The organism is Candidatus Chloroploca mongolica (genome assembly GCF_004762035.2).
GTDB classification, from domain to species: Bacteria; Chloroflexota; Chloroflexia; order Chloroflexales; family Chloroflexaceae; genus Chloroploca; species Chloroploca mongolica.
Genome location: NZ_SIJK02000075.1, coordinates 1 through 20,048 on the forward strand (window position 1 = coordinate 1; position 20,048 = coordinate 20,048).

16 protein-coding genes and 1 pseudogene are annotated in these 20,048 nt (G+C 63.9%); 10 read left to right on the forward strand and 7 right to left on the reverse strand.

Annotation, left to right across the window (positions count from 1 at the left end; translation table 11 throughout):
- Positions 1–557, reverse strand: a pseudogene (locus EYB53_RS22720) (CHAT domain-containing protein); the annotation flags it as partial.
- A gap of 603 nt (positions 558–1,160) precedes the next feature.
- On the opposite strand from EYB53_RS22720, the gene EYB53_RS22725 reads away from it, so the two are divergent.
- Positions 1,161–2,033: an NYN domain-containing protein gene (locus EYB53_RS22725; protein WP_135481420.1), complete on the forward strand. Its 873-nt coding sequence runs from the start codon at positions 1,161–1,163 to the stop codon at positions 2,031–2,033.
- A gap of 156 nt (positions 2,034–2,189) precedes the next feature.
- On the opposite strand, the gene EYB53_RS22730 is transcribed toward EYB53_RS22725, so the two are convergent.
- From EYB53_RS22730 to EYB53_RS26230, 4 genes are all read right to left on the reverse strand, one after another.
- A complete protein-coding gene (locus tag EYB53_RS22730) occupies positions 2,190–2,624 on the reverse strand; it encodes an HNH endonuclease (RefSeq protein ID WP_135481423.1) in 435 nt (144 codons plus the stop codon).
- Between the two features lie 2 nt (positions 2,625–2,626).
- Positions 2,627–3,046, reverse strand: coding sequence for a YlcI/YnfO family protein (locus EYB53_RS22735; protein WP_135481426.1), 420 nt, complete (start codon positions 3,044–3,046; stop codon positions 2,627–2,629).
- 72 nt (positions 3,047–3,118) lie between these two features.
- A complete protein-coding gene (locus EYB53_RS22740; RefSeq protein WP_097654586.1) occupies positions 3,119–4,078 on the reverse strand; it encodes a threonine ammonia-lyase in 960 nt (319 codons plus the stop codon).
- 548 nt (positions 4,079–4,626) lie between these two features.
- Positions 4,627–7,581 carry a LasA N-terminal domain-containing protein gene (locus tag EYB53_RS26230; protein ID WP_135481428.1) on the reverse strand — a complete coding sequence of 985 codons (2,955 nt, stop codon included), beginning with the start codon at positions 7,579–7,581 and terminating at the stop codon, positions 4,627–4,629.
- 391 nt (positions 7,582–7,972) lie between these two features.
- Between EYB53_RS26230 and EYB53_RS22750 the strand changes: the two genes are divergently transcribed.
- The 4 genes from EYB53_RS22750 to avd all read left to right on the forward strand — a co-directional run bounded on the left by EYB53_RS22750 (position 7,973) and on the right by avd (position 13,254).
- The gene (locus EYB53_RS22750) at positions 7,973–8,212 is read left to right on the forward strand and encodes a type II toxin-antitoxin system Phd/YefM family antitoxin (protein WP_135481430.1); all 240 of its coding nucleotides are present in this window, start codon (positions 7,973–7,975) and stop codon (positions 8,210–8,212) included.
- 220 nt (positions 8,213–8,432) lie between these two features.
- On the forward strand, positions 8,433–11,633 hold the full coding sequence (locus EYB53_RS22755; protein WP_167857557.1) for an SUMF1/EgtB/PvdO family nonheme iron enzyme: 3,201 nt from the start codon (positions 8,433–8,435) through the stop codon (positions 11,631–11,633).
- Between the two features lie 177 nt (positions 11,634–11,810).
- Positions 11,811–12,887, forward strand: coding sequence for a reverse transcriptase/maturase family protein (locus EYB53_RS22760; protein WP_135481434.1), 1,077 nt, complete (start codon positions 11,811–11,813; stop codon positions 12,885–12,887).
- Entirely contained in the window at positions 12,880–13,254 is a 375-nt protein-coding gene (avd, locus tag EYB53_RS22765; protein WP_167857558.1) for a diversity-generating retroelement protein Avd, read from the forward strand. Before EYB53_RS22760 ends, avd begins: the two co-directional genes overlap by 8 nt.
- Before the next feature lie 334 nt (positions 13,255–13,588).
- Here avd and EYB53_RS22775 read toward each other — a convergent pair whose 3' ends face one another.
- Entirely contained in the window at positions 13,589–13,792 is a 204-nt protein-coding gene (locus EYB53_RS22775) for a hypothetical protein (protein ID WP_135481439.1), read from the reverse strand.
- On the reverse strand, positions 13,789–14,082 hold the full coding sequence (locus EYB53_RS22780; protein ID WP_167857559.1) for a UPF0175 family protein: 294 nt from the start codon (positions 14,080–14,082) through the stop codon (positions 13,789–13,791). The genes EYB53_RS22775 and EYB53_RS22780 overlap by 4 nt, the downstream gene beginning before the upstream one ends.
- Positions 14,083–14,314: 232 nt before the next feature.
- Here EYB53_RS22780 and EYB53_RS22785 point away from each other — a divergent pair, with 232 nt between their 5' ends.
- From EYB53_RS22785 to EYB53_RS22805, 5 genes are all read left to right on the forward strand, one after another.
- Entirely contained in the window at positions 14,315–14,494 is a 180-nt protein-coding gene (locus tag EYB53_RS22785; RefSeq protein ID WP_135481444.1) for a four helix bundle protein, read from the forward strand.
- Between the two features lie 908 nt (positions 14,495–15,402).
- The gene (locus tag EYB53_RS22790) at positions 15,403–18,405 is read left to right on the forward strand and encodes an SUMF1/EgtB/PvdO family nonheme iron enzyme (RefSeq protein ID WP_135481446.1); all 3,003 of its coding nucleotides are present in this window, start codon (positions 15,403–15,405) and stop codon (positions 18,403–18,405) included.
- Positions 18,406–18,762: 357 nt separating this feature from the next.
- On the forward strand, positions 18,763–19,008 hold the full coding sequence (locus tag EYB53_RS22795) for a UPF0175 family protein (RefSeq protein ID WP_135481448.1): 246 nt from the start codon (positions 18,763–18,765) through the stop codon (positions 19,006–19,008).
- Positions 19,005–19,490 carry a PIN domain-containing protein gene (locus EYB53_RS22800; protein ID WP_135481450.1) on the forward strand — a complete coding sequence of 162 codons (486 nt, stop codon included), beginning with the start codon at positions 19,005–19,007 and terminating at the stop codon, positions 19,488–19,490. Before EYB53_RS22795 ends, EYB53_RS22800 begins: the two co-directional genes overlap by 4 nt.
- 154 nt (positions 19,491–19,644) lie before the next feature.
- Positions 19,645–20,048: hypothetical protein (locus EYB53_RS22805; RefSeq protein WP_135481452.1), on the forward strand; the 404-nt coding region annotated here is incomplete at its 3' end.

Here is a 20,048-nt window from a genome sequence, read left to right on the forward strand (position 1 = left end):
GCCCCCAGCGCGTCGCGCACCCGTTGAACCTCTGCCGCGACCTCGAGCGCGGCCAAGTGGTACCGCGCCAGATCATGCGGGTTGGCGACCACCAGCAGCGTCCGCAGGTCAGGGCGTGGCCCGAGCGTCACTGGACGCAGCTCGCTACTCGCCAGGGTGCGTACCAGGAAGATGCGTTCATCACACGCCAGGGGCAGGTCGTTGCTCGGATCGCGCAGCGTTTCCCAGCGCAGGGCGTGGAGATCAGCGGCGTCGGCGGGCAGGCTGAGGCGCACGCGGAGGGGCCGGTTGGTGCCGTGGGCCAGCGCCCGCGCTTGCTGCCAGGCGTCACGCAGGGCCGGGGCCGCGAAGAGTTGGGTGGTGAGCGCCTGCCCATAGGCCACCGGGTCGAGGGCGTGGGTAAGCAGGGCGGCTGGGTCGAGGGCAAGCGGTACCGCGCTTGCCAGCACCGCGTCGGCCTGGCTGCCCGGCTGGATCAGCCGCGCCTCGGCCACGTAGCCGGGCGGGGTGGCACCGAGGGTCAGGGTCAGATCGACGGCGGCGAGGCGATCAGACATGGCATGGCCCCTGAAAGGTCGGCTGCGGACACATGCCTCTATTATAGGCGATCTGAGGGCGAGGGGAAGGGCTGACGGGTGCCGTACTAGGGCGATTGCATCATACGAAATCGGATCCAACGGGGCACCCGCAAGGGGTGCCCGTACCGGGGCGAGGCCGCATCCGGTGTAGGGGCACCCCTTGCGGGTGCCCTTGCGGGTGCCCTTGCGGGTGCCTTGGCGGGGTGCCTACACGGAAGATGCAATCGCCCTAGATGCCGTACGGCTCCGCAGGCAGGCTGGCGCTGGGAACGCGGCCAGACGGGGTGTTCCGTCGTGGCCCACTGAATTAGCTCACAGGCACAGCAGCGGGTTTGTTAGTCCCTTTGCCCCTGTTTGTTTGGCAACGGATGCGAGGGTGTGGTAGGATGACGCCACATGCATGGATGCCGTTGTCGCGGCGGCCCTGGTTTGATCGATGACTGCTGAGGCGCAGGAGGAGGAGGCCCACCCCGCAAGCAGGTTGTCAGCCTCATGCCCACGAGCCGCCGCGATCTGGCGTGTGCCCCCGCTTGTCAGTGCCGCAGCCTGGCGCTCCACTGATCGTGATCAAGGAACCCTGCGATGCCCTATAATCCCAAACTCGTGGCGAAAATTGAGGCCGAAGAGCCGAGCTTGAAACTGGCGGTGCTCATTGATGCGGATAACGCCCAACCCGCGAAATTTGCCAGCATCTTGAAAGAAATTGCGACCCTGGGCGAAGCAACGGTCAAGCGCATCTATGGCGATTTTACGTCGCCCCAGAGTGCGCAATGGCGCAAGGTTCTGCGTGAGTTTGGCATCAAACCCATTCAGCAATTTGCCTATACCACGGGCAAAAATGCCACCGATAGCACCATGATTATTGATGCGATGGATTTGCTCTACACCCGCCGCTTTGATGGGTTTTGCCTGCTTTCGAGCGATAGCGATTTTACCGGGCTGGCGATGCGGTTGCGCGAAGAAGGCGTGCTGGTCTATGGCTTTGGTGATGAGCGTACCCCGCAAGCCTTTCGGAAGGTCTGCCATAAGTTTATCACGGTGGAATTGCTCGAAACGCAGGAGGTGCCGGTTGAGGTTTCGGACGTGACGACGTTGGTGAAGAGCAAAGGCACCAGTGCGGCCAAGGGCGCGCCCCTGCCCCCACCAGACGCGCCGGTACCGGCACCCGTGACCCTCCCAAAGCCGGTTGCTGAGGGACAACCGGTGACCGACGATGCGGCACAGTTGCTCCGCGACGCCTTGGCGAATGTGCCAAGCGACGAGGAGGGCTGGAGTACCTTAGCGGCCGTCGGTTCCTATCTCATGAAGATCAAGCCGGATTTCGATCCCCGCCGCTACGGGTTCAAGAAGCTCGGCGAGTTGATCCGCACGCAGTTTTCCGATCTGGTGGACGTTGCCGCACGCGGCGAACCTGGGGCGAAAGTGGTCTATGTGCGGCTACGGAAAGCCAAATAGTCCGTGTGCGGTGGCTATGCCCGCAGGAACCAGCGCGTCCCAGCCGCGCTCAGAGGCTGGCGCTGGGAATGCGGCCAGGCGGGGTATTCTGTGCTACCGCACTGAATTGGCTCACAGGAACAACAGTGGATTTGTTGGTGCCTTTGCCCCTGTTTCTTAGCTATCCTCAGCGAAGGGCCACCAGCCCGCTGCCACCCAGAATTGCCGCGTAACGACGATGAAATCGTTGTTCAGACGCAACGTGGCAACCGTCGTGCGGCCAAGTGGCGTCAACCCGAGTATGTGTGTCCCGGCCATCGACCAGGTGAAGTGCTCCCTCCAGCGCTGGGTGCGCGGGTGAAACAACGGCAGGGTTGCACCGGTTTCGGGGTCGCGCCCACTGATGCGATTGCCCTTGAAATCGTTACAGCGCGTGCAGGCAAGCCAGAGATTCTCGCGCTCGGTCGGCCCGCCTAAGGCCTCAGGGTACAGGTGATCATACTCCATCGGCATGCCAATCAACGCCTCAGGTGTGTGACAGTACCCGCAGCGGGCACCTGCATCGGCACGGACAAGACGACGCAACTCGACCGAGAGATAGGCGGGAGCCATGGCTATGCTTCCAGGTCGGTCAGGGAGGGAACGGGTTGACCGCGTAGCTTCAGGAGTACGGCGGCATACGCTTTGCGTAGCGTGCGCAGGTCAGCGTCGTGCTTCAGTGTAGCGAGGGCTTGGCTTTCCAATGGCGTAAGGATCCCGGCTCGTTGTCGCTCGCGCAGGGCTTCAAACTGTTGAACCTCTGGCTCAGGCATCCGCTCGCGCATCACCTGCTCCAACACCCGCGCCTCAACCTGTTCCAGGGCCTGGAGGGCATCACGCATCGTTGGGGGGAGATCATCCGGCAGCGGCGGCAGGCCAGCACTCAGCGTCTGCGCCACCAGGGTCTCCAGGGGTCGCTTGGTCAGACTGGCTAGGCGCTCCAGACGCTGGTAGATCTCCTCTGGCACCTGGATCGAGACCGTATTCCTGGTCATGGCTCACCCCCTCTTTGTTCCCTGGCGTTGCACTCCTATTGTACCATCTATCTATCTGGCCCAGATTCTGTTTCATCCTTCCTTGAGGGCCTGGCGCAGGTGGGCGAGCGAACTGTTTCCACCTGAGCACACCAGGCCGACTTTCCGTCCCCGTAGGCGCTCGCGCAGGTGGAGGGCGGCTGCCAGCGGTGCGGCCCCTGCCGCTTCGGCGAGCGTGTGGGCCCGTTCGAGCATGCTGACCATCGCCTGGAGGATCGCCTCCTCCTCGACGAGGACGAAGTCCGCGAGGCGTTCCCAGAGGATGGCCTGGGGCATGGCGAAGCCGCTGCCAGTGGCTAACCCCTCAGCGAGGGTTGTGTTGGGCGCACAGGTGAGCGTGCGTTGGTGCCAGGAGTGGTAGGCTGCGGGGGAGGCTGCGGCCTGGACGCCAATCACCTGAAGGGTGGGGTTGATCGCATGGGCAACCAGGCACGCTCCGGCGGCCCCGCTGCCCCCGCCGATGGGCACGATGATCACCTCGAGCTCGGGTTCGTCTTCGAGCATTTCGAGCGTCTGGGTCCCCACGCCCGCGATCAACAGGGGTTCATCGCCGGAGTGGATGTAGCGGTAGCCATGATCGCGAGCCAGGCGCTCGCAGTGGAGCCGGGCGGCGTCGAAGTCGGCCCCGTGGACGATCACCTCCGCCCCCATGCCGGTCATCGCGGCGAGTTTGCCGGGGTTGGCGCCCTCGGGCACCACGATGCGGGCCTGGACGCCAAAGCGACGGGCGGCAAAGGCGACCGACTGGCCGTGATTGCCGGTTGAGGCCGCGATGACGCCGCGCATCCGTTCGTCAGGACTGAGTTGGGCGACCAGGTTGAGCCCGCCGCGCACCTTGAAGGCCCCGACTGGTTGATAGTTCTCGTGCTTGACCCAGGTTGCTGTTCCGACCAGATCGTCGAGGGCCGGGTAGCGATGGAGTGGGGTGCGTGCCAGGTGGGGGCGGATCTGGCGTTGGGCGCGGAGGACATCGTGAAAGGTAGGCAGTTTCATCGGCAGCACGCTTCTTCTCTGGTCGCCTGAAGGGCGTCATTGCTGGGCGGGCAACGTCGTTCCATCCATGGCGTGTGGCGGCAGATGCCCTGCATGATACCAAAACCTGGCGGAGCGTGCCTGTTCACCCTTCGCTTGGGCGCGAGGGTGAGGGCGATTGCATCTTCCGTGTAGGCATCCCGCCAAGGCACCCGCAAGGGCACCCGCAAGGGGTGCCCCTACACCGGATGCGGCCTCGCCTCGGTACGGGCACCCCTTGCGGGTGCCCCGCCCCGGTACGGGTGCCCCGTTGTATCCGATTTCGTATGATGCAATCGCCCTAGCGCGAGGGTGGGACGCCCTCGTGCCCAGGTGTGCTTGTTTCCCCACATGTGAACGTATACGGCGGAGAGCACATGCACCGTGCCGGGCCGCCGTGTTGGTGGAACTGGGACGTGTGCCCCTCGCCACATGCCCTTGCGTGGCGAGGCGGTGGCTTCGTCACCGCCTCGCCGTGCAAGCGAACATCCTGGCGTTAGGTGCCCAATGGGTACGCGACCTGCTGACACCTAGCGGCGCACCACCGGCAGATAGACCCGACTCGCGGTGAGGCGCATCCAGGCAAATTGCAGTTGCGCCCCGCCCTGATCCTCCTCGTGTTCGAGGCGGAAGGTGTAGACGCCGGTGGGGAGGATGCGGCGCAGCCTCCTCGCTTCGAGGTAGGCGGCGCTCATCAAGGGTTCGTCATTGAGGAAGACCTGCACCCGATCATCGCCATACGCAAAAAACTCATACTCCCCGCCAACCAGCGTCACGGTACGGGTCCACTCCGAACTGAACCCATCATCCCAGACGCCAACCTGCCCATTGCCGGGGGCTTCAAACTCCCAATTGTGCGCCACCCACGTATCGGACACATGTTCCACCCAGGTTGGGCCAGCCTGACGATTCATGCCATTGAAATACCGCACATACCAGTGCTCGGTCGCTGGGGTCGGCCACGCATACGCCTGGGCGGGCTGATCCAGTTGCGGTTCCAAGACCAGGTAGCCATGGGTGAAATTGGCTTGGAATTGCCCCTGGGCGTTGGTGAAGACATCACTGGTGGGGGCCCCGAGCCACGCATCGACGTGCCCGCGTCTCCAGTACTCCGTGAAGAGCGGGCCGTGCAAAACATAGGCTGGCACGGATCCCGCCGGTTGATCGCGCACCTCATCGTGGAAGATCATCGCGTGGCGGCTGTCACCTGCACCGGTCAGCCATTGCATCACCACCGGATTCGCCTCGCCACCCCAGAAGGCACCGGTCATTGGTGAGCCCAGCGTGGCGCTGGCACGATTGCGTTCGTAGGCCGCCGCAAAGACCCCCGGCCGCGAACTGCCGCTCCCAACCGCCGGGCAGAGGGAAGCGGTTCCTTCTTGCACCAGCGCATAGTCAAACAACGTATCAACGCCAATCGCCTCGTTGGGAAAATAGACCTCGGCGCGCAGCCCGGTATGGCCGCTCTGCTGGATCGTCAGACTCACCTCGTGACACATCCAGCCCTGCTGACTAACTGTGAATGTACGGCTAGCATTGGGTTGCTCGCCGCCCATCGCCCAGAGCGCAAGGGTGCCGGTGCGCGTCGTTCCGGGCGGGGCGTGGATCATGAGCGCAAAGGTGTAGGTTGTGCCTGGGGTGGGCACATAGGGAATATCCTGGTAGAACGACGTACACTCAGGCTGCTCACCCCGGTTGGTCGCGAGAAAGCGCGTGCCATGAAACGCCGTCACGCCATAGATACCCGACTCATAGGTGGTTCTATTGCACGAGCCATGCCATTGCCAGGGAGCCGGGCCAGCGGGGTCTTCAAACGAGTTATTCTGCAGCGTCGCGCTCGCCGCTGTGACCGTGATCGGGAAGAAGACCGCCCCCTGTGCTGGGGCACTAAACCAGGCGGTGCCCTCCTGGACGAAGCCAAACTCGATGCGATACGAGCCGGGGGTTGCCGGCGCACGCAGGGTAAACTGAAAGACGCCAATGGCCCCTGGTTGCACCACGCCGGGGCTGGCAATGCGATACGGCCCAAGCCAGGAGGGATCATAGAACGGATGGTTCTGGTCGAGCGGGAGCGCAACGATCTTGGTATTGGCATCCCAGGCCCCCGTTCCCGTATTGCGCACCTGCACCTGCACCTGCTGGGTACTACCGGCCACCATCTGTGGCTGGAAGGTCTGGCTGACAAACTCGCCGCTGTAGGTTGGGGGTGGTGGCGCAACCGCGCAGGGCGCGGGCGTACTGGCAAGCGCAGACCATAAGACCTGGTTTGAGGTTGGATACGGATCGTTGCCCGCACCGCACCATCCGTAGGGATCGGTCGCGATGCCACTGCGTTGCACGCCAAAATGGAGATGGGGACCGGTTGAACACCCAGTGTTCCCTGATCGCCCAACCATTTCGCCACGGAAAATGGTGTCGCCAAGCTGAAAGCGCCGACCAGTGCGCGGATTAGTGGCAATGCCCTGCGATTCCAGGTGCCAGTACCATGTTCGATAGGTGATGCCTTCGACCTGGTGCTGAATAATCATCCCCGTGACCGGCGTGTACGGATAGCCAATGCACCAACTCTGGCCAACGCCCGCCTCTTGCCGATCAACGGCGACATCAACCACGACCCCATCCGCCGCCGCGATGATGGTCTGGCCCACGCTCATTGGGTAATCGGTGCCCTCATGCCCATCATATCCCCCGGTGCTTGTCCCATCGAAACGACGAAACACCCCCTTGGTGCGATCGTGGTCGAAGAACGAGCCTGCGCGAAAGCTTCCGCTGAAGGGGGTCGTCAGAAACGGAGCGACGGTTTGCAAGGGCTCAACAGTGAGGGCGAGCAAGGCAGGATCGCCAAAGAGCGCAGCAAACGTCCCCCGAAAGGAACCAGGGCCTTCCCCAAGGTAGCGTTCAAAGGTTGCGGCGTCGGGCGCAAGACGGGCCAGCGCATGTTCGAGCGCATATGTGGCTGCATTGGGCAAGGGTGGACGTGCATAGCGTTGTTCATTGCCCAGCGTCAGGATGGGGGCTTCCGCTGGATCATAGGCGGCAAAAGACCGACGCAACAACTCCCCCATGGCAAACAGATCCGCCTCAAAGCTGGCTGAGGCTGGATCGGTCAAGCCAAAGGGTTGTTCCAGCACAGCGGGTAGCGGCTGCGGATCGCGCACCAAGCCAGTGGTCAGTTCCAGGAACGTGAGCAAGACCCGGGGATTCAAGGCATACGCCTCGCCCAGGCTGGCAACGGCCAGCACGTGGGCGGCGGGAGCAGGTTGCCCATCCAGCGACGCTTGATAGGTTGCGAGCGATCCTGCCTGGCTCTCCAGAAAGGTCTGAATAGCCACATGATCAAAGCCAGGAGCGATCACAAAGGTAGCATCGTCCAGCAACCGTGGCGGGTTCGGCATAGCACGGAGCCCTCCGGTGGTGCTAAGCAACGTGATCACGAGGAGGGACAGTATGAACACGACGAGCGTGCGTGAAAGGGAGCGAGGCATGGCAGAATCTCCTTTGGTGGCAATGGGTGATAGCCTTCATGCTATCTGTACCAAAACCACCCTCCATGCTCTTGTGCGCTCCCCCAGGATGCGGTAGTACGATCTTCCTGTTTGGGCATAGTACTCGTATGGCGTGGTTTCCTGGTGGTCATCATGCCCCAATGGTTTGTTGCTCCTCTCTGCGGAGCATTGCGTCCTTGCGCCAACTCGGGTCAACCTTCGTGACGAACGCACTGAATTAGCTCACAGGCATAGCAGCGGATTTGTTGCTCCCTTTGCCCCTGTTTGTTTGGCAACGGATGCGAGGGTGTGGTAGGATGACGCCACATGCATGCATGCCGTTGTCTTCTCAGGCCCCCGGCCACCTAACCGCACGAAAGGAACCAACCCGATGCCCGTTTCCACCCGACATATGTTTGACATTGACCTCCAGCATGGTGTGCTTCCCGTTTCCCAAGCGGCCAGTTCGTTGGCGGCGATGATCCGGCGCTCGGCGCAGCAGCAGCGCCCCGTGGTGATCACGCAGAAGGGCAAACCGACGGCGGTCTTGCTCTCGGTTGAGTTGTTTGCTGTGCTGCGGGCGCTGGTCGACGATGCCCGCCCGCCCGCCGCTGCGCCGCCGGAGGGGTAGGTTTCGCATACGACACTGGTTTGTGTGGCGCCACGGCGCGAAGGCGCAAAGGGTTGCGGGATCTGCGTTGCATCTTTGCGTCTTTGCGCCGTGGCGTCGTTGCGTCTCTCGCGCTGCGGCACCTCGGCCCCGGCGCGGGCAGCGCAGGTCGTATGCCGAAGGCGTTGTTGCATGTATCATGACGGCAGGTGGTGGAACCCTTCCCTCCAGGAGTACATCGATGACCCAGCGCCGTGACGAACTCCACGCTGAATTGGCTGAGCTTGACGACGTGATTGCGGCGCTGGCCCCCGGTTCCCCCGTGCGGCTGCGCCAGGAAGCAAAACGTGACCGGGTACGGGCTGCGTTGGTAGCCCTTGCAGACGAACCCCCGCTTGCCCCTGCGCCACCACCGGCATCGGTGGATCAGTCAGGGCAGGCGGGCGGGGTCAGTTTGGGTACCGCCAATACCATCCAGGGTGGGGTGACGACGGGCGATGTGATCGCCCGCGATAAACATGCCCAGCAGATCGGCACGATCCACGCCGGGCGCGATGCGTTCGTGGCAACCCAGCAGACCATTGTCTGTTTCTATGGGCCGCATCCGCCGGTTGACGCCCAGGCGTTGCTGACCGATTACCTGGCCTACGTTGCCAACGAGTGTAGTACGATGCGCTTGCAGCGCATTGCCGGGCAGCGCCAGACCGGACGGGAGCAGCCGGCCGTGCCGGAGTTGCGTTTGCAGGCGGTCTATACCAGTTTGACCACCGATGGCCCGCCGGTGGTGCGGCTGCGCACCACGGCGACGGTTGGCCGCGTGCGCCGGTTGCTCGAGCGGCTGGAACAGACCCCGCGTTCCCCTGAGGCGGTGGCCCCCGAGCGGGTGATCGCGGTGGGGGTGACCGGGTTGGATGGCCGGACGGACGCGGCGTTGGGGGCCGAGCGGCGCGGGCGGGTGGGGCTGGACGTGGCCGGGGGGCTTGACCTGCTGCCTGAGGCGACTGCGGTTGACGTGACGTTGACGCGGGCCGAGTTGGCGCTGGAGGCGCTGGCGCGGCAGCGGCGGCTGGTGCTGCTCGGCGAGCCAGGCTCGGGCAAGAGTACGGTGCTGCGCTATCTCGCCGCGTTGCTGGCGCAGCGGGCCTGCGGGGTGCGACAGCGCCTGGCAGGGTGGGCCGACGACGCGACGCCGGTGCCGATCCTGGTGCCGCTTGCGCAGGTCGCTGAGCACCTGGCCCACGCGCATACGCCCGATGAGGCCCTCTGGCAGACGCTTGGCGCGATCCTCGATGGGCCACAGGGCCTCAGCGCGGGCCTGCGCGACGCCCTGAGCGAGGCGCTGCGGCGCGACGGGGTGATCCTGCTCTGCGATGGCCTCGATGAGCTGTCGGCGGAAGGCGGGACGGCCAGCCCGCGCAGTCTGGTTGCGCAGGCGGTGCAGCGCCTAGGGATGCGCACGCAGGCGCGGATCGTGGTAACGAGCCGGGTCTTGCCCTATCAGAGTGCGACGACGTGGCAGTTGCCCGCCGCCGAGGGCTGGCAGGTGCGGACGATCAGCCCGCTCGCCTTCGGCCAGGTGCAGACGTTTGTGCAGGCCTGGTTTCGTGCGCTGACGGCCCTCGATCCGGATCTGACCGTCGCCGCCGCTGACCAGACCGCCGCAACGCTGCTTGACCACCTGGCCGCGCGCCCGGCCCTCGCCCCGTTGGTGCGTTCGCCGTTGCTGCTGACGATGTTGACGTTGCTGCACGACAATCACCATGTGCCCGACGACGAAGTGGAACTGTATGAGGAGTGTGTGCTCTTGCTGCTCGACCGCTGGGAACCGGTGCGCCAGCCGGGGTTGAAAAAACGGCCCGGGCTGCTTGAGCGCCTGGGTCAGCCGCCGGGCTTGACCCTGGCCCACTTACGCGATCCGTTGCACCAGTTGGCGTACGAGGCGCACCGCGATGGGCGTGGTGACGAGGGGCGCGGCATCATCAGCGACGATCTGCTGCAGGGGCGGCTGGTCAAATTCTTTCAACGGCTCCGCGTGGCTGATCCGCTGGCGACCTACGAGACCTTCAAAGCGGTGCTGGCGGAAGAGGCGGGCTTGCTGGTTGCGCGGGGGGACGATGCCTTTGCCTTTCCGCACCTGTCGTTTCAAGAGTATCTGGCGGCCTGTTATCTGGCTGATCAGCCAACCATGAGCGACCTGGCGTACGCGGTGTGGCAGAGCGAAGATCGTGAGCGCTGGCGCAAGGTGCTCGTCCTGCTGGCCGGGCGCTTAGTGGTGCAGGGCAAAGCGCCCAAAGATGGCTTTCTCTGGCTGAAACAGCTCTGGGCCGCCGCGCGTGGAGGGCAGGCGAAACCGGATGCGCAGCGGTACCAGGATACCCGGCTGGCGGTGCTTACCTATCAGGGCATGGGTGGCCTGGTCACGTTTGCCGCCAGTTATCACCTTGACCTCGACGACGACATTGTGCGTCCGCTGCGGCAGGCCATCGTGGCGTTGCTCAACGCCCCGACCGCGACCGTGCCGCCGAGTGATCGCCTGATCGTTGGACGCGTGCTGGGCGAGCTCGGCGACCCACGCTGCCCGGTGACGCTGGCGGCGTGGCAGGCGAGCCTGGCACAGCGCACGACTGTGCTGACGGTGCGGGGTGATCACTACTGGCGCTTTGTGCCTGGGGGCCGCTACCCGATTGGTGGCTGGGCTGACGATGACACGGCGGTGGCGCATGAACTGGCCCCGTTCTGGATCGCCCGGTATCCGATCACCGTTGCGCAGTACGCCGCGTTTGTCGCTGAAGGTTATGACGCTGCGGCGGAACGCTGGTGGACGCCGGAGGGCTGGCAGTGGAAGCAGTGGAACAAGCATCAGCAGCCGCGGTTGTGGGATAATGAGCAGTACAACGGGGCCAATCAGCCGGTGATCGGGGTGACCTGGTACGAGGCCACGGCCTTCTGTGCCTGGCTGAGCGAACGCCTGGCTGACGTGCTGCCGACCGGTTTTACCCTACGCCTGCCGACCGAGGCGATGTGGGAAGTGGCGGCGGCCTGTGCTGGCCCTGCCGAGCGACGCGCTTATCCGTGGGGGGATACCGCGCCAACCCCGGAGCAGGCGGTGTATGATGTCTGGCAACGCAACGCCCCGGCCCCAGTGGGCCTCTGCCCGGCAGGGGCGGCGGCGTGTGGGGCGCTGGACATGGTGGGCAACGTCTGGGAGTGGGCCAGTAGCAGGTACAAGGCCTATCCAGGCCAGGCCGACCAGGAGGTGAAAGACTTTACACCTAGTGATTTGGATGTGCCGTGGCGAGGTTATGCGTACTATGGAGATAGCACATATGTTCGCTGCGGGGCGCGGTACTGGGCTCTTCCCAGCGGCTCGGTCAACTACCAGGGTTTTCGAGTGGTGGCGGCCCCCCTTGTTCGCACGGATGTCCTGAATTCTGTGTTCTGAAATCTGTTTGCTGCGTTGCTGTTTCCTTCTGGGGCGAGCAAAGTGTCAAGGGTTTTCCCCTCGCCACATCCGCGATTTTTTTGTTGGGGCACGGCTGTCGGGGCACGGCGACGCCGTGCCCGTACGGGCGGCAGCTGTCGGGGCACGGCGGCGCCGTGCCCGGACGGGGAGGTGGGGATGCCAAAACGGGTGCGCAATCTTTGGCCACACGTGATCAGTTTTGAAAACTTGTGGCAGGCGTATCGGGCGGCGCGTCGCAAGAAGCGGCGGCGTCCGGCGGTGGCGGCGTTTGAGTTTGAGGCTGAGACGCGGTTGCTACGCTTGCAAGAGAAGCTTGCGGCGGGACGCTATCAGCCCGGTGGGTACCGTACGTTTGTCGTGCGTGAGTGGAAGCGCCGGATTATTTCGGCGGCCCCGTTTGAGGATCGCATTGTGCATCATGCGCTCTGTCGGGTGATTGAGCCGATCTTCGAGCGCCGGTTTATCCACGATAGCTATGCGTGTCGCCGGGGCAAAGGTACGCTGGCGGCGCTCAATCGGGCGCAGCATTTTGCGCGGCGCTATCGGTATGTCTTGCCGGTGGATGTGCGCGAGTTCTTTCCTTCCATCGATCACGCCGTGCTACGCCAGATCCTGGCACGCCATATTGGTGATCAGCGCGTGCTGATGCTGATTGATCAGATCCTGGCGGGTGGGCGTGATGTGCTGGCGGAAGCGTATACGCCGGTGCTCTTTCCGGGTGATGATCTGTTTGCGCTGGCGCGGCCACGTGGGTTGCCAATTGGCAATCTGACCAGTCAGTTTTTTGCCAATGTCTATCTGCATCCCCTTGATCTCTTCATCAAGCAGACGCTTGGCTGTCGGGCTTATCTGCGTTACTGCGATGATCTCTTGCTCTTTGCCGATGACAAAGCAACGTTGCAGGCGTGGCGTGCGGCGTTGGTGACGCAGTTGGCGACGCTGCGGCTGACGCTGCATGCGGGTCGGGCGCAGCCGGTCGTGGTGGCGGCAGGCTTTCCGTTTGTGGGCTGGACGATCACGCCCGCACGGCGGCGACTGCGACGACGCAATGTGGTGCGCTTCTTTCGGCGGTACCGTATGCGGCTACGGGCCTATGGCGCGGGCGAGATTGATCTGGAGCGCCTCGGTGCGACGGTGCATGGCTGGGTAGGGCAGACGCAACATGGCAGTACGACTGGCTTGCGCAAGGCGGTGTTGCGCCAGCTTATCCCAAAGGTACAGGCGCATGGCTGATTCACCTCTGTTTGCACGATGTCACGATTTGATCCTCTGGATCATGCCCGCCACGGTGCGTTATCCCCGCCATTATCGGGCGGCGCTGGGCAAAGCGACCCAAGAAGCGGCGTTGCGGTTGCAACGGGAACTGGTCGCGGCGGCACGCCGACGGGACAAACGCCAGGCGTTGCAAGCGGCCGACGAGGCGCTGCACGAGTTGCGGTTGTTGGTGCGCCAGGGGCGTGACCTGAACCTGATCACGGCGGCGCAACATGAGCATGCCGCTCGCATGCTTGATGAAATCGGGCGCCTGCTGGGAGGATGGCGCAAAGCCCAGGCGCGGGCGGCCACGGGGGCAACTGAGCACGAGGCAAGCGCCCCCTAGCAGGAGCACGGCTAGGGCCGATGCAACGTCCCAGGAGGGTTAGATAAAGTCCGCAGATTACGCAGATTACGCAGATGCGGAAGCTCTAATCTGCGTAATCTGCGTAATCTGCGTAATCTGCGGACGATCGAAATGACGTTGCAACAGCCCTAGGCACGGCAGCGCCGCTTGCGCAGGCGGATGCCATGCGGAACAGGAATCATCCCAACAATCAGCACGGCGACCGGTCGCTCCCGGCGCTGGATCAGAAAGCGCTCCCCAGCCGTCACGCGCGACAGGAGTTCGGAGAGGCGGTTCTTGGCCTCCGCTCTGTCGCCATCAGGGGCAGTTCTCTTCAGCGTTCGGGCTGAATGAGCGCCGATAGATCGGTCAGCGGGGCATGGTAACCCTGGGCAATCATCGCCGCCAGCCAGCCATTGGCTTGATCGAGCGTGGCGATCTTCCGCAGGTACAGTGTCCCAAAAAGTCGGTGGAGGAGCGTAAGCTGCTGAATACGGGCGAAGTTCGAGAGTACGGTTGTATTACTGAGGATCTTCATTGGAGTGCCTGGCGTAGTGCTTCTACCTCCGCCCTGGCTTCGTCGAGTGACTCGGGGCCGATGCGCAGAGGTATGCCACGTGCAACCAGTATCTCGCTCATTTGGGGCCAACTCACCCCTGCCAGCATAGCAGCCTGGGCCAGTGAGATGTCGTCGTGCTGATAGCGATAGATTGCCAGGTTGACGCGCAGATCGGGCCGCGCCCGAAGCAGATGACGCAGCGCGTCTTCGATGACCGCATCCTCGCTCGTATAGAGCTGCGCGTTGACAAGATCTTGTGCAGTGGTCATACGTATACTCCTTCCATCGGATGCGTGTCGCGGCCTATGAGCATGGTACTCACCGATCAACGACACTGCGATCCCATCAGGCCACCACATGCTGCGCGGTCGGTTGCTCCAATTTGTGAGCTTCGAGATGGTGACCCGAATGTACGCTCCAGTCCGGGGCGTTGATCGTAGGAGAACTCACGTTCCCGCATGTGGGATGTATGTAAGTATACCATGTCGATCAAGGTCGTTGGTGCAGCAGAAGCTCCAGGCTCTGGTGCGCCAGGGGCGTGACCTGAGCCTGATCACGAGTGCGCAACATGAGCATGCTGCTCGCATGCTTGATGAAATCGGGCGCTTGTTGGGAGGATGGCGCAAAGCGCAGGCGCGGGCGGCCACGGGGGCAACGGAGCACGATGCGAACACCCCTTAGCAGCGCCGTGCCCATGCGAGCGGGGAGGCAAGGGCATCGCCGCTTCTTCCGTGTATGCACCCCCAGGGCACCCGCAAGGGGTGCCCCTACAGGGCCGGGGGCGGAATCCGGTGTAGGGGCACCCCGTGCGGGTGCCCGTGCTTTTTGTCTCCGGTTTCGTATGATGCCATCGCCCTGGGGACACGACCAGCGCCGCTTGCGCAGGTGGAGGCCATGGCGTACACTACGGGTGGGCCTGTCGAAGTGGCGTCAGCCGTTCGGAGCGCCAAACGCTGCGGGGCGCGGAACAGGAACCATCCCAACAACAGGAACAACAACCAGGGTTTTCGGGTGGTGGTGTCCCCCATCGCTCGCGACTGTGCCGAGGCATCCGACGACGCAACGGGCCCGTCGGCGGCATTCTGCGAGCGAGTGCGATAGTGCCCAGGCCGTATGGCCAAAGAACGCGTTGCCCCGGTGGGTTAGTAGGGCTTGTCGGTCTCGACCATCCGCCGGGGTGACATCCCTCACGTTCAGGGCGTGGCGGTGACCCAGGGTATGGCGGCGATCCGCGAACCGATCTGAATTAAAGGTGAATGCCCCATGAGCCAAGCCATGTCAAAGCAGTTCACGCGACATCGCCAAGGGTTGCGCACCGACACGCACAACGTTGCGCCGTTGCGCCGTTGCGTCAAAACAAAAACGTTGCGCCGTTGCGCCTTTGACAAGGTTTCAGGGAGCTTTACAGTTTACGCTCACCGTAGTGCCGACTTCAGTCGGCTGAGCCGGAAGCCGACTGAAGTCGGCACTACCGTCGAGTGTAATGCTGATCCGGCCCTTCTGAAACCATGCCTTTGCGTCAAAACAAAAACGTTGCGCCTTTGCGCCTTTGCGTCAAACCAACCGCGTTTTTTGCAAGGTAGGGCCCCATGACCCAGCGCCGTGACGAACTCTCCGCTGAATTGGCTGCGCTTGAGGAGGAATTGGCAGCGACGACGCATCCCCGTACCCGTGCCCGCCTGGAGGCAGATCGTGCTGCGGTGCTGGAAGCGTTGGCAGCCCTTGCGGGCGAACCCCCGCCTGCCCCTGCGTCACCACCTGCGCCGGTGGATCAGTCAGGGCAGGCGGGCGGGCTCAGTTTGGGTGCTGGCAATACCATCCAGGGCGGGGTGACGACGGGCGATGTGATCGCCCGCGATAAATACGCCCAGCAGATCGGCACGGTGCATGCCGGGCGCGATGCGTTTGTGGCGCAGCAGCAGACGTTCAATTACTACGGTGCGTCGGTAGAAGACGTTGCGCCGTTGCTGCATACCTATCTCGTCGAACTCGTCGGGAGCTGTGCGCGGCTTTCGCTGGCGGAGGTGGCGGCCACTGATCCGAAGCAGACGCCCCTGCACCTGGAAGCAGTCTATGTTGGCTTGGAGGTGCAGCGCCAGGTTGAGGTGCCTCCGCCTGAGCCTGCTGCGGTGCGTGAGCGGGCAATCCGTGTGATCCAGGGCTGGGGCTTTGCCGGTGTTGAGGCGTATGCCGAAACCTATGAGGTGACAGTGGAGCGGGCGCTGCAATTTGTGACAGAACAACTCGGCCCGGCGGCGACGCACCGCCGTGTGCGGGCGCTCGAGACGCTGGCGGCGCAGCGCTGCCTGGTGTTGACCGGTGCGCCTGGCAGTGGCAAGAGTAGTTTCCTCAATTATCTGAGCATTTGTCTGGCTGAGGCCCACGGTGGCGCGAGCGAGGCGCTTGCCCGCCTGGAGCCTGACTGGCCCCACGGGCCGCTGCTGCCGGTGCGGGCGCTCTTGCGGGCCTTTGGGGCCTGGGTTGATGCGCAGCCGACCCACCACCGCGCGGCGAGCGAGCTCTTCTGGGAGTGGCTGGAACATGGGGCCCGGTTGTCCGCGCGGTTGGTGGGCCACCTGCGGCAGGCGTTTGCGCACGGGCAGGCCATGCTCTTGCTCGATGGGCTCGATGAAGTGCCGCGTGGGGTCGAGGGGGCGACGGTGCGCCGGGTGCGTGCGGCCCTTGACGAACTGGGGCGCGGGGCCGGACGGGTGTTGGTGACCTGTCGCGTGCTCGATTATCAGCAGCCCGAACGCCAACTTGCCACCTGGCCGGTCGAGGAGTTGGCCCCCTTGTCGTCGGCGCTGCGCGAGGCCTTGATCGACCGCTGGCTCCAGAGCCTCGAAGCCCTCCAACGCCTCGAACGTGGGTCGGCCGCGGTGCTGGCGACGAGGCTGCACCAGGCGTTGCACCGTCGGCCCGAGTTGCGTCGCTTGGCCGGGAACCCGTTGCTGCTGACGATGATGATCCGGCTACAGGCGTATGATGGCAATCTCCCCGAGGAACAGGTGACTCTCTATCGGCGCAGTGTCGAGCTCTTGTTGTTGCAGTGGCGACAGGATGCCGCCGGACGGGTGGCCCTGGGGGAGGTGCTGGAACTGCCCGGCTGGAGCGAGTCGGCGTTGAATCGCTTGCTCGATCACCTGGCCTATGGCGCCCATGCGCGGAGTGTGGCTGGTGATGGCGAGCAGGGGGCTGATCTGCCGTGCGAGATCGTGCTCCAGACGGCGGCAGCCTTTTTTGCGCTCTTTGATCCCGACCGCCGGTATGAACGGGCCGAGAAGTTTCTCACCTACCTCAATGCCCATAGCAACGGCATTCTGCAGCGCCACGATCAGCAGATCTATCGTTTTCCCCACCGCACCTTCCAGGAATACCTGGCGGGGCGACGCTTGCTGAGCGATGAGGGGTGGCCGGACGAGCAGCCGGAATTTGTGGATCGCGCCTTGGCCTGTAGCGCCCGTGGCCCACAGTGGCGCGAGGCGGTGCTGCTGGCGGTGAGCCAGCACGCGCTTGAGGGCCGCCTGCGCCCGGTCTTCAGCCTTGCGACCGAGTTGGTGCAACGGGCGCGCGCGAACCAGACGGCGGCTGATCGCATCCTGGCAGCCGAGGTGCTGGCGGAAGTCGGCCATGTCCGGGTTGCCCAGCAGCGTCCCGAGCTCTGGGCCATGCTGCAAGCGGAATTGACCCATGTCATCGAGGCGTGTGCAACCGCGGATCAGGCCCGCTTCCCGGTGGTCGAGCGGGTGCGCGCGGGCTTCCTGTTGGGCACCTTGGGCGATCAACGCATGCCGGTCAGCCTGGCGGCGTGGCAGCAGCGTCTCACCGAGCGCGAGGTGCCGGGTGCCCAGGCCTATTTCCGCCTGATCCCGGCGGGTGCCTATCGGATCGGCAGTGACGCCGATGATCCCGACGCCTATGATGACGAACGCCCACAACACCTGGTGCCGATCCCCGACGCCTTCTGGATCGCACGGCTGCCGATCACCAACGCCCAATGGCAGGTCTGGGTCGCTCAGGGGGGCGAGGCGGCGCCTTTTGCGGACGACGATGACCTGAACCACCCCAATCAGCCGGTGGTCGGCGTCACCTGGGAGGAGGCGAAGGCCTACTGCGCCTGGTTGACCCGCGAGCTGGCCGCCGCGCTTCCGGTGGGCTGGGTGATCCGCCTGCCCACCGAGGTGGAATGGGAGGCGGCGGCGCGTGGACAGGCGGCGCGACGCTACCCATGGGGTGACACGTGGCGTGAAGACAGCGCCGCCATGGCCGACGACCGTGCGACCCGAGGGGCATCATGGACGGTTCCGGTCGGGTGCTACCCCACCGGGGCCACCCCGGAGGGCCTGCTCGACATGGCGGGCAATGTCTGGCAATGGACGCTGGATCGCTACCATTCCTATCCCGGCTCGGAAAAACCCTTTACACGCGAAACACTTGTTGTGGTCAGGGGTGGGGGCTATAACACTGATAGAACACTTGTTCGCTGCGGGGCGCGGGGCTGGAACCATCCCTACTACACGCTCCACGACCAGGGTTTTCGGGTGGTGGTGTCCCCCCTCGTTCGCACGGATGTCCTGAATGCTGGTTTCTGAAACCTGTATGCTGCATTGCTGTTTTCTTCTGGGGCGAGGATGGTGTCAAGGGTTTGCCCCCGCCACATCCGCGATTTTTTTTGTGGGGGCACGGCAGCGCGGGGCACGGCGCCGCCGTGCCCGTACGCGGGGGCAGGGGCCGGACGGCGTGGGGCACGGCGGCGCCGTGCCCGTACGAGGGGCGTCGGGGCACGGCGCCGCCGTGCCCGTACGAGGGGCGGCGGGGGGCGTCGGGGGCGATCTTCGGGGATCGGACGACCCAGGGGGAGGGTGCGTGATGACCATGGTATACTACGCACAAAGGCACTGTGGCTAGAGTTCAGGGCCTGTGGTCGGTAGCATTGAAGGGAGCGTACCATGAGTGTGGTCATTCCTGACTCAGTCCTTCAGGCAGCTAACCTTTCTGAGGATGAGTTGTTACAAGAGCTTGCCCTGGTCTTGTTTCAACAGCAGCGTCTGACGTTAGCGCAAGCTGCCCGCCTCGCCCGGCTTGATCGGATTGCCTTTCAGCACGTGCTCGCCAGGCGTGCGATTCCCCTGCATTATGACCTGCAGGATTTTGAGGATGATCTCCAGACCCTCCGGAACCTGGAACAACCGTGATTGTCGTCAGCAATACCTCACCGCTCCTCAATCTGGCGACCATCAAGCGCCTCGATCTCGTGCACCAATTGTACGGTACCGTGCTGATTCCACCAGCTGTCTATGACGAGATCGTGGTGATGGGAGCGGGCAAACTTGGTGCTGATCTGGTCAGGGAAGCCGCGTGGATCACCGTGCGAGCAGTAGAACAGACGAACCTGGTACGTCAGCTGCACCGCCACCTGGATGCAGGTGAAGCGGAGTCAATCGTGTTGGCGCAGGAACAAGGTGCGCAACTCCTGTTGATTGATGAACAGCAAGGTCGTCGTATCGCCGCACAGTATGGGCTGGTCTATACCGGACTATTAGGCGTATTGGTGGCAGCCAAGCGTCAAGGAATCCTGGGTGCGGTCACGCCATTGCTTGATGCGTTGAGGTACGAAGCTGGTTTCTGGATCAGTCAGCCACTCTACGACCGAATCATTGATGAAGTTGGTGAATAATGTGTGGGGTTGGCGTTCCTGATCACGGTCATCCGTCGGGGCACGGTGCCACCGTGCCCGTCCGGGGGCGCGTTGGGGCACGGCGCTGCCGTGCCCGTACAGGGGGCATGATGATCCAGGCCATGATGCGCACTGGCGTGAAGGTGAAACCACGATGACTCAGGGATTTGATCAGCTCCGTGACGAACTGGCGGCGCTGGATGAGGAGTGGGCGGCGGCGACGCATCCGCGTACCCGTGCCCGCCTGGCGGCGGAGCGCACGGCGGTGCTGGCGGCGTTGGCGACGCAGGCGGCGGCGCACGCGGCCCAGCCCGGTCAGGGGCACGTGAATCAGGCGGGGCAGACGGGCGGGGTCAGTTTTGGCGCGGGCAATACCTTCCATGGGGCCGTGCAGGTCGGTGATCTGATCAACGGCGACAAGGTGACCGGCCCGGTGATCCACGGCGGGATCACCAGTGGCGGCGCTACGTTCGTGGCTGGGGGCAATCCGGAATGTGTCAAGTACCTTTGGACACGAGTCTTGGTCAAATGCGGTGCATACGTGCCACCCGCGTCACG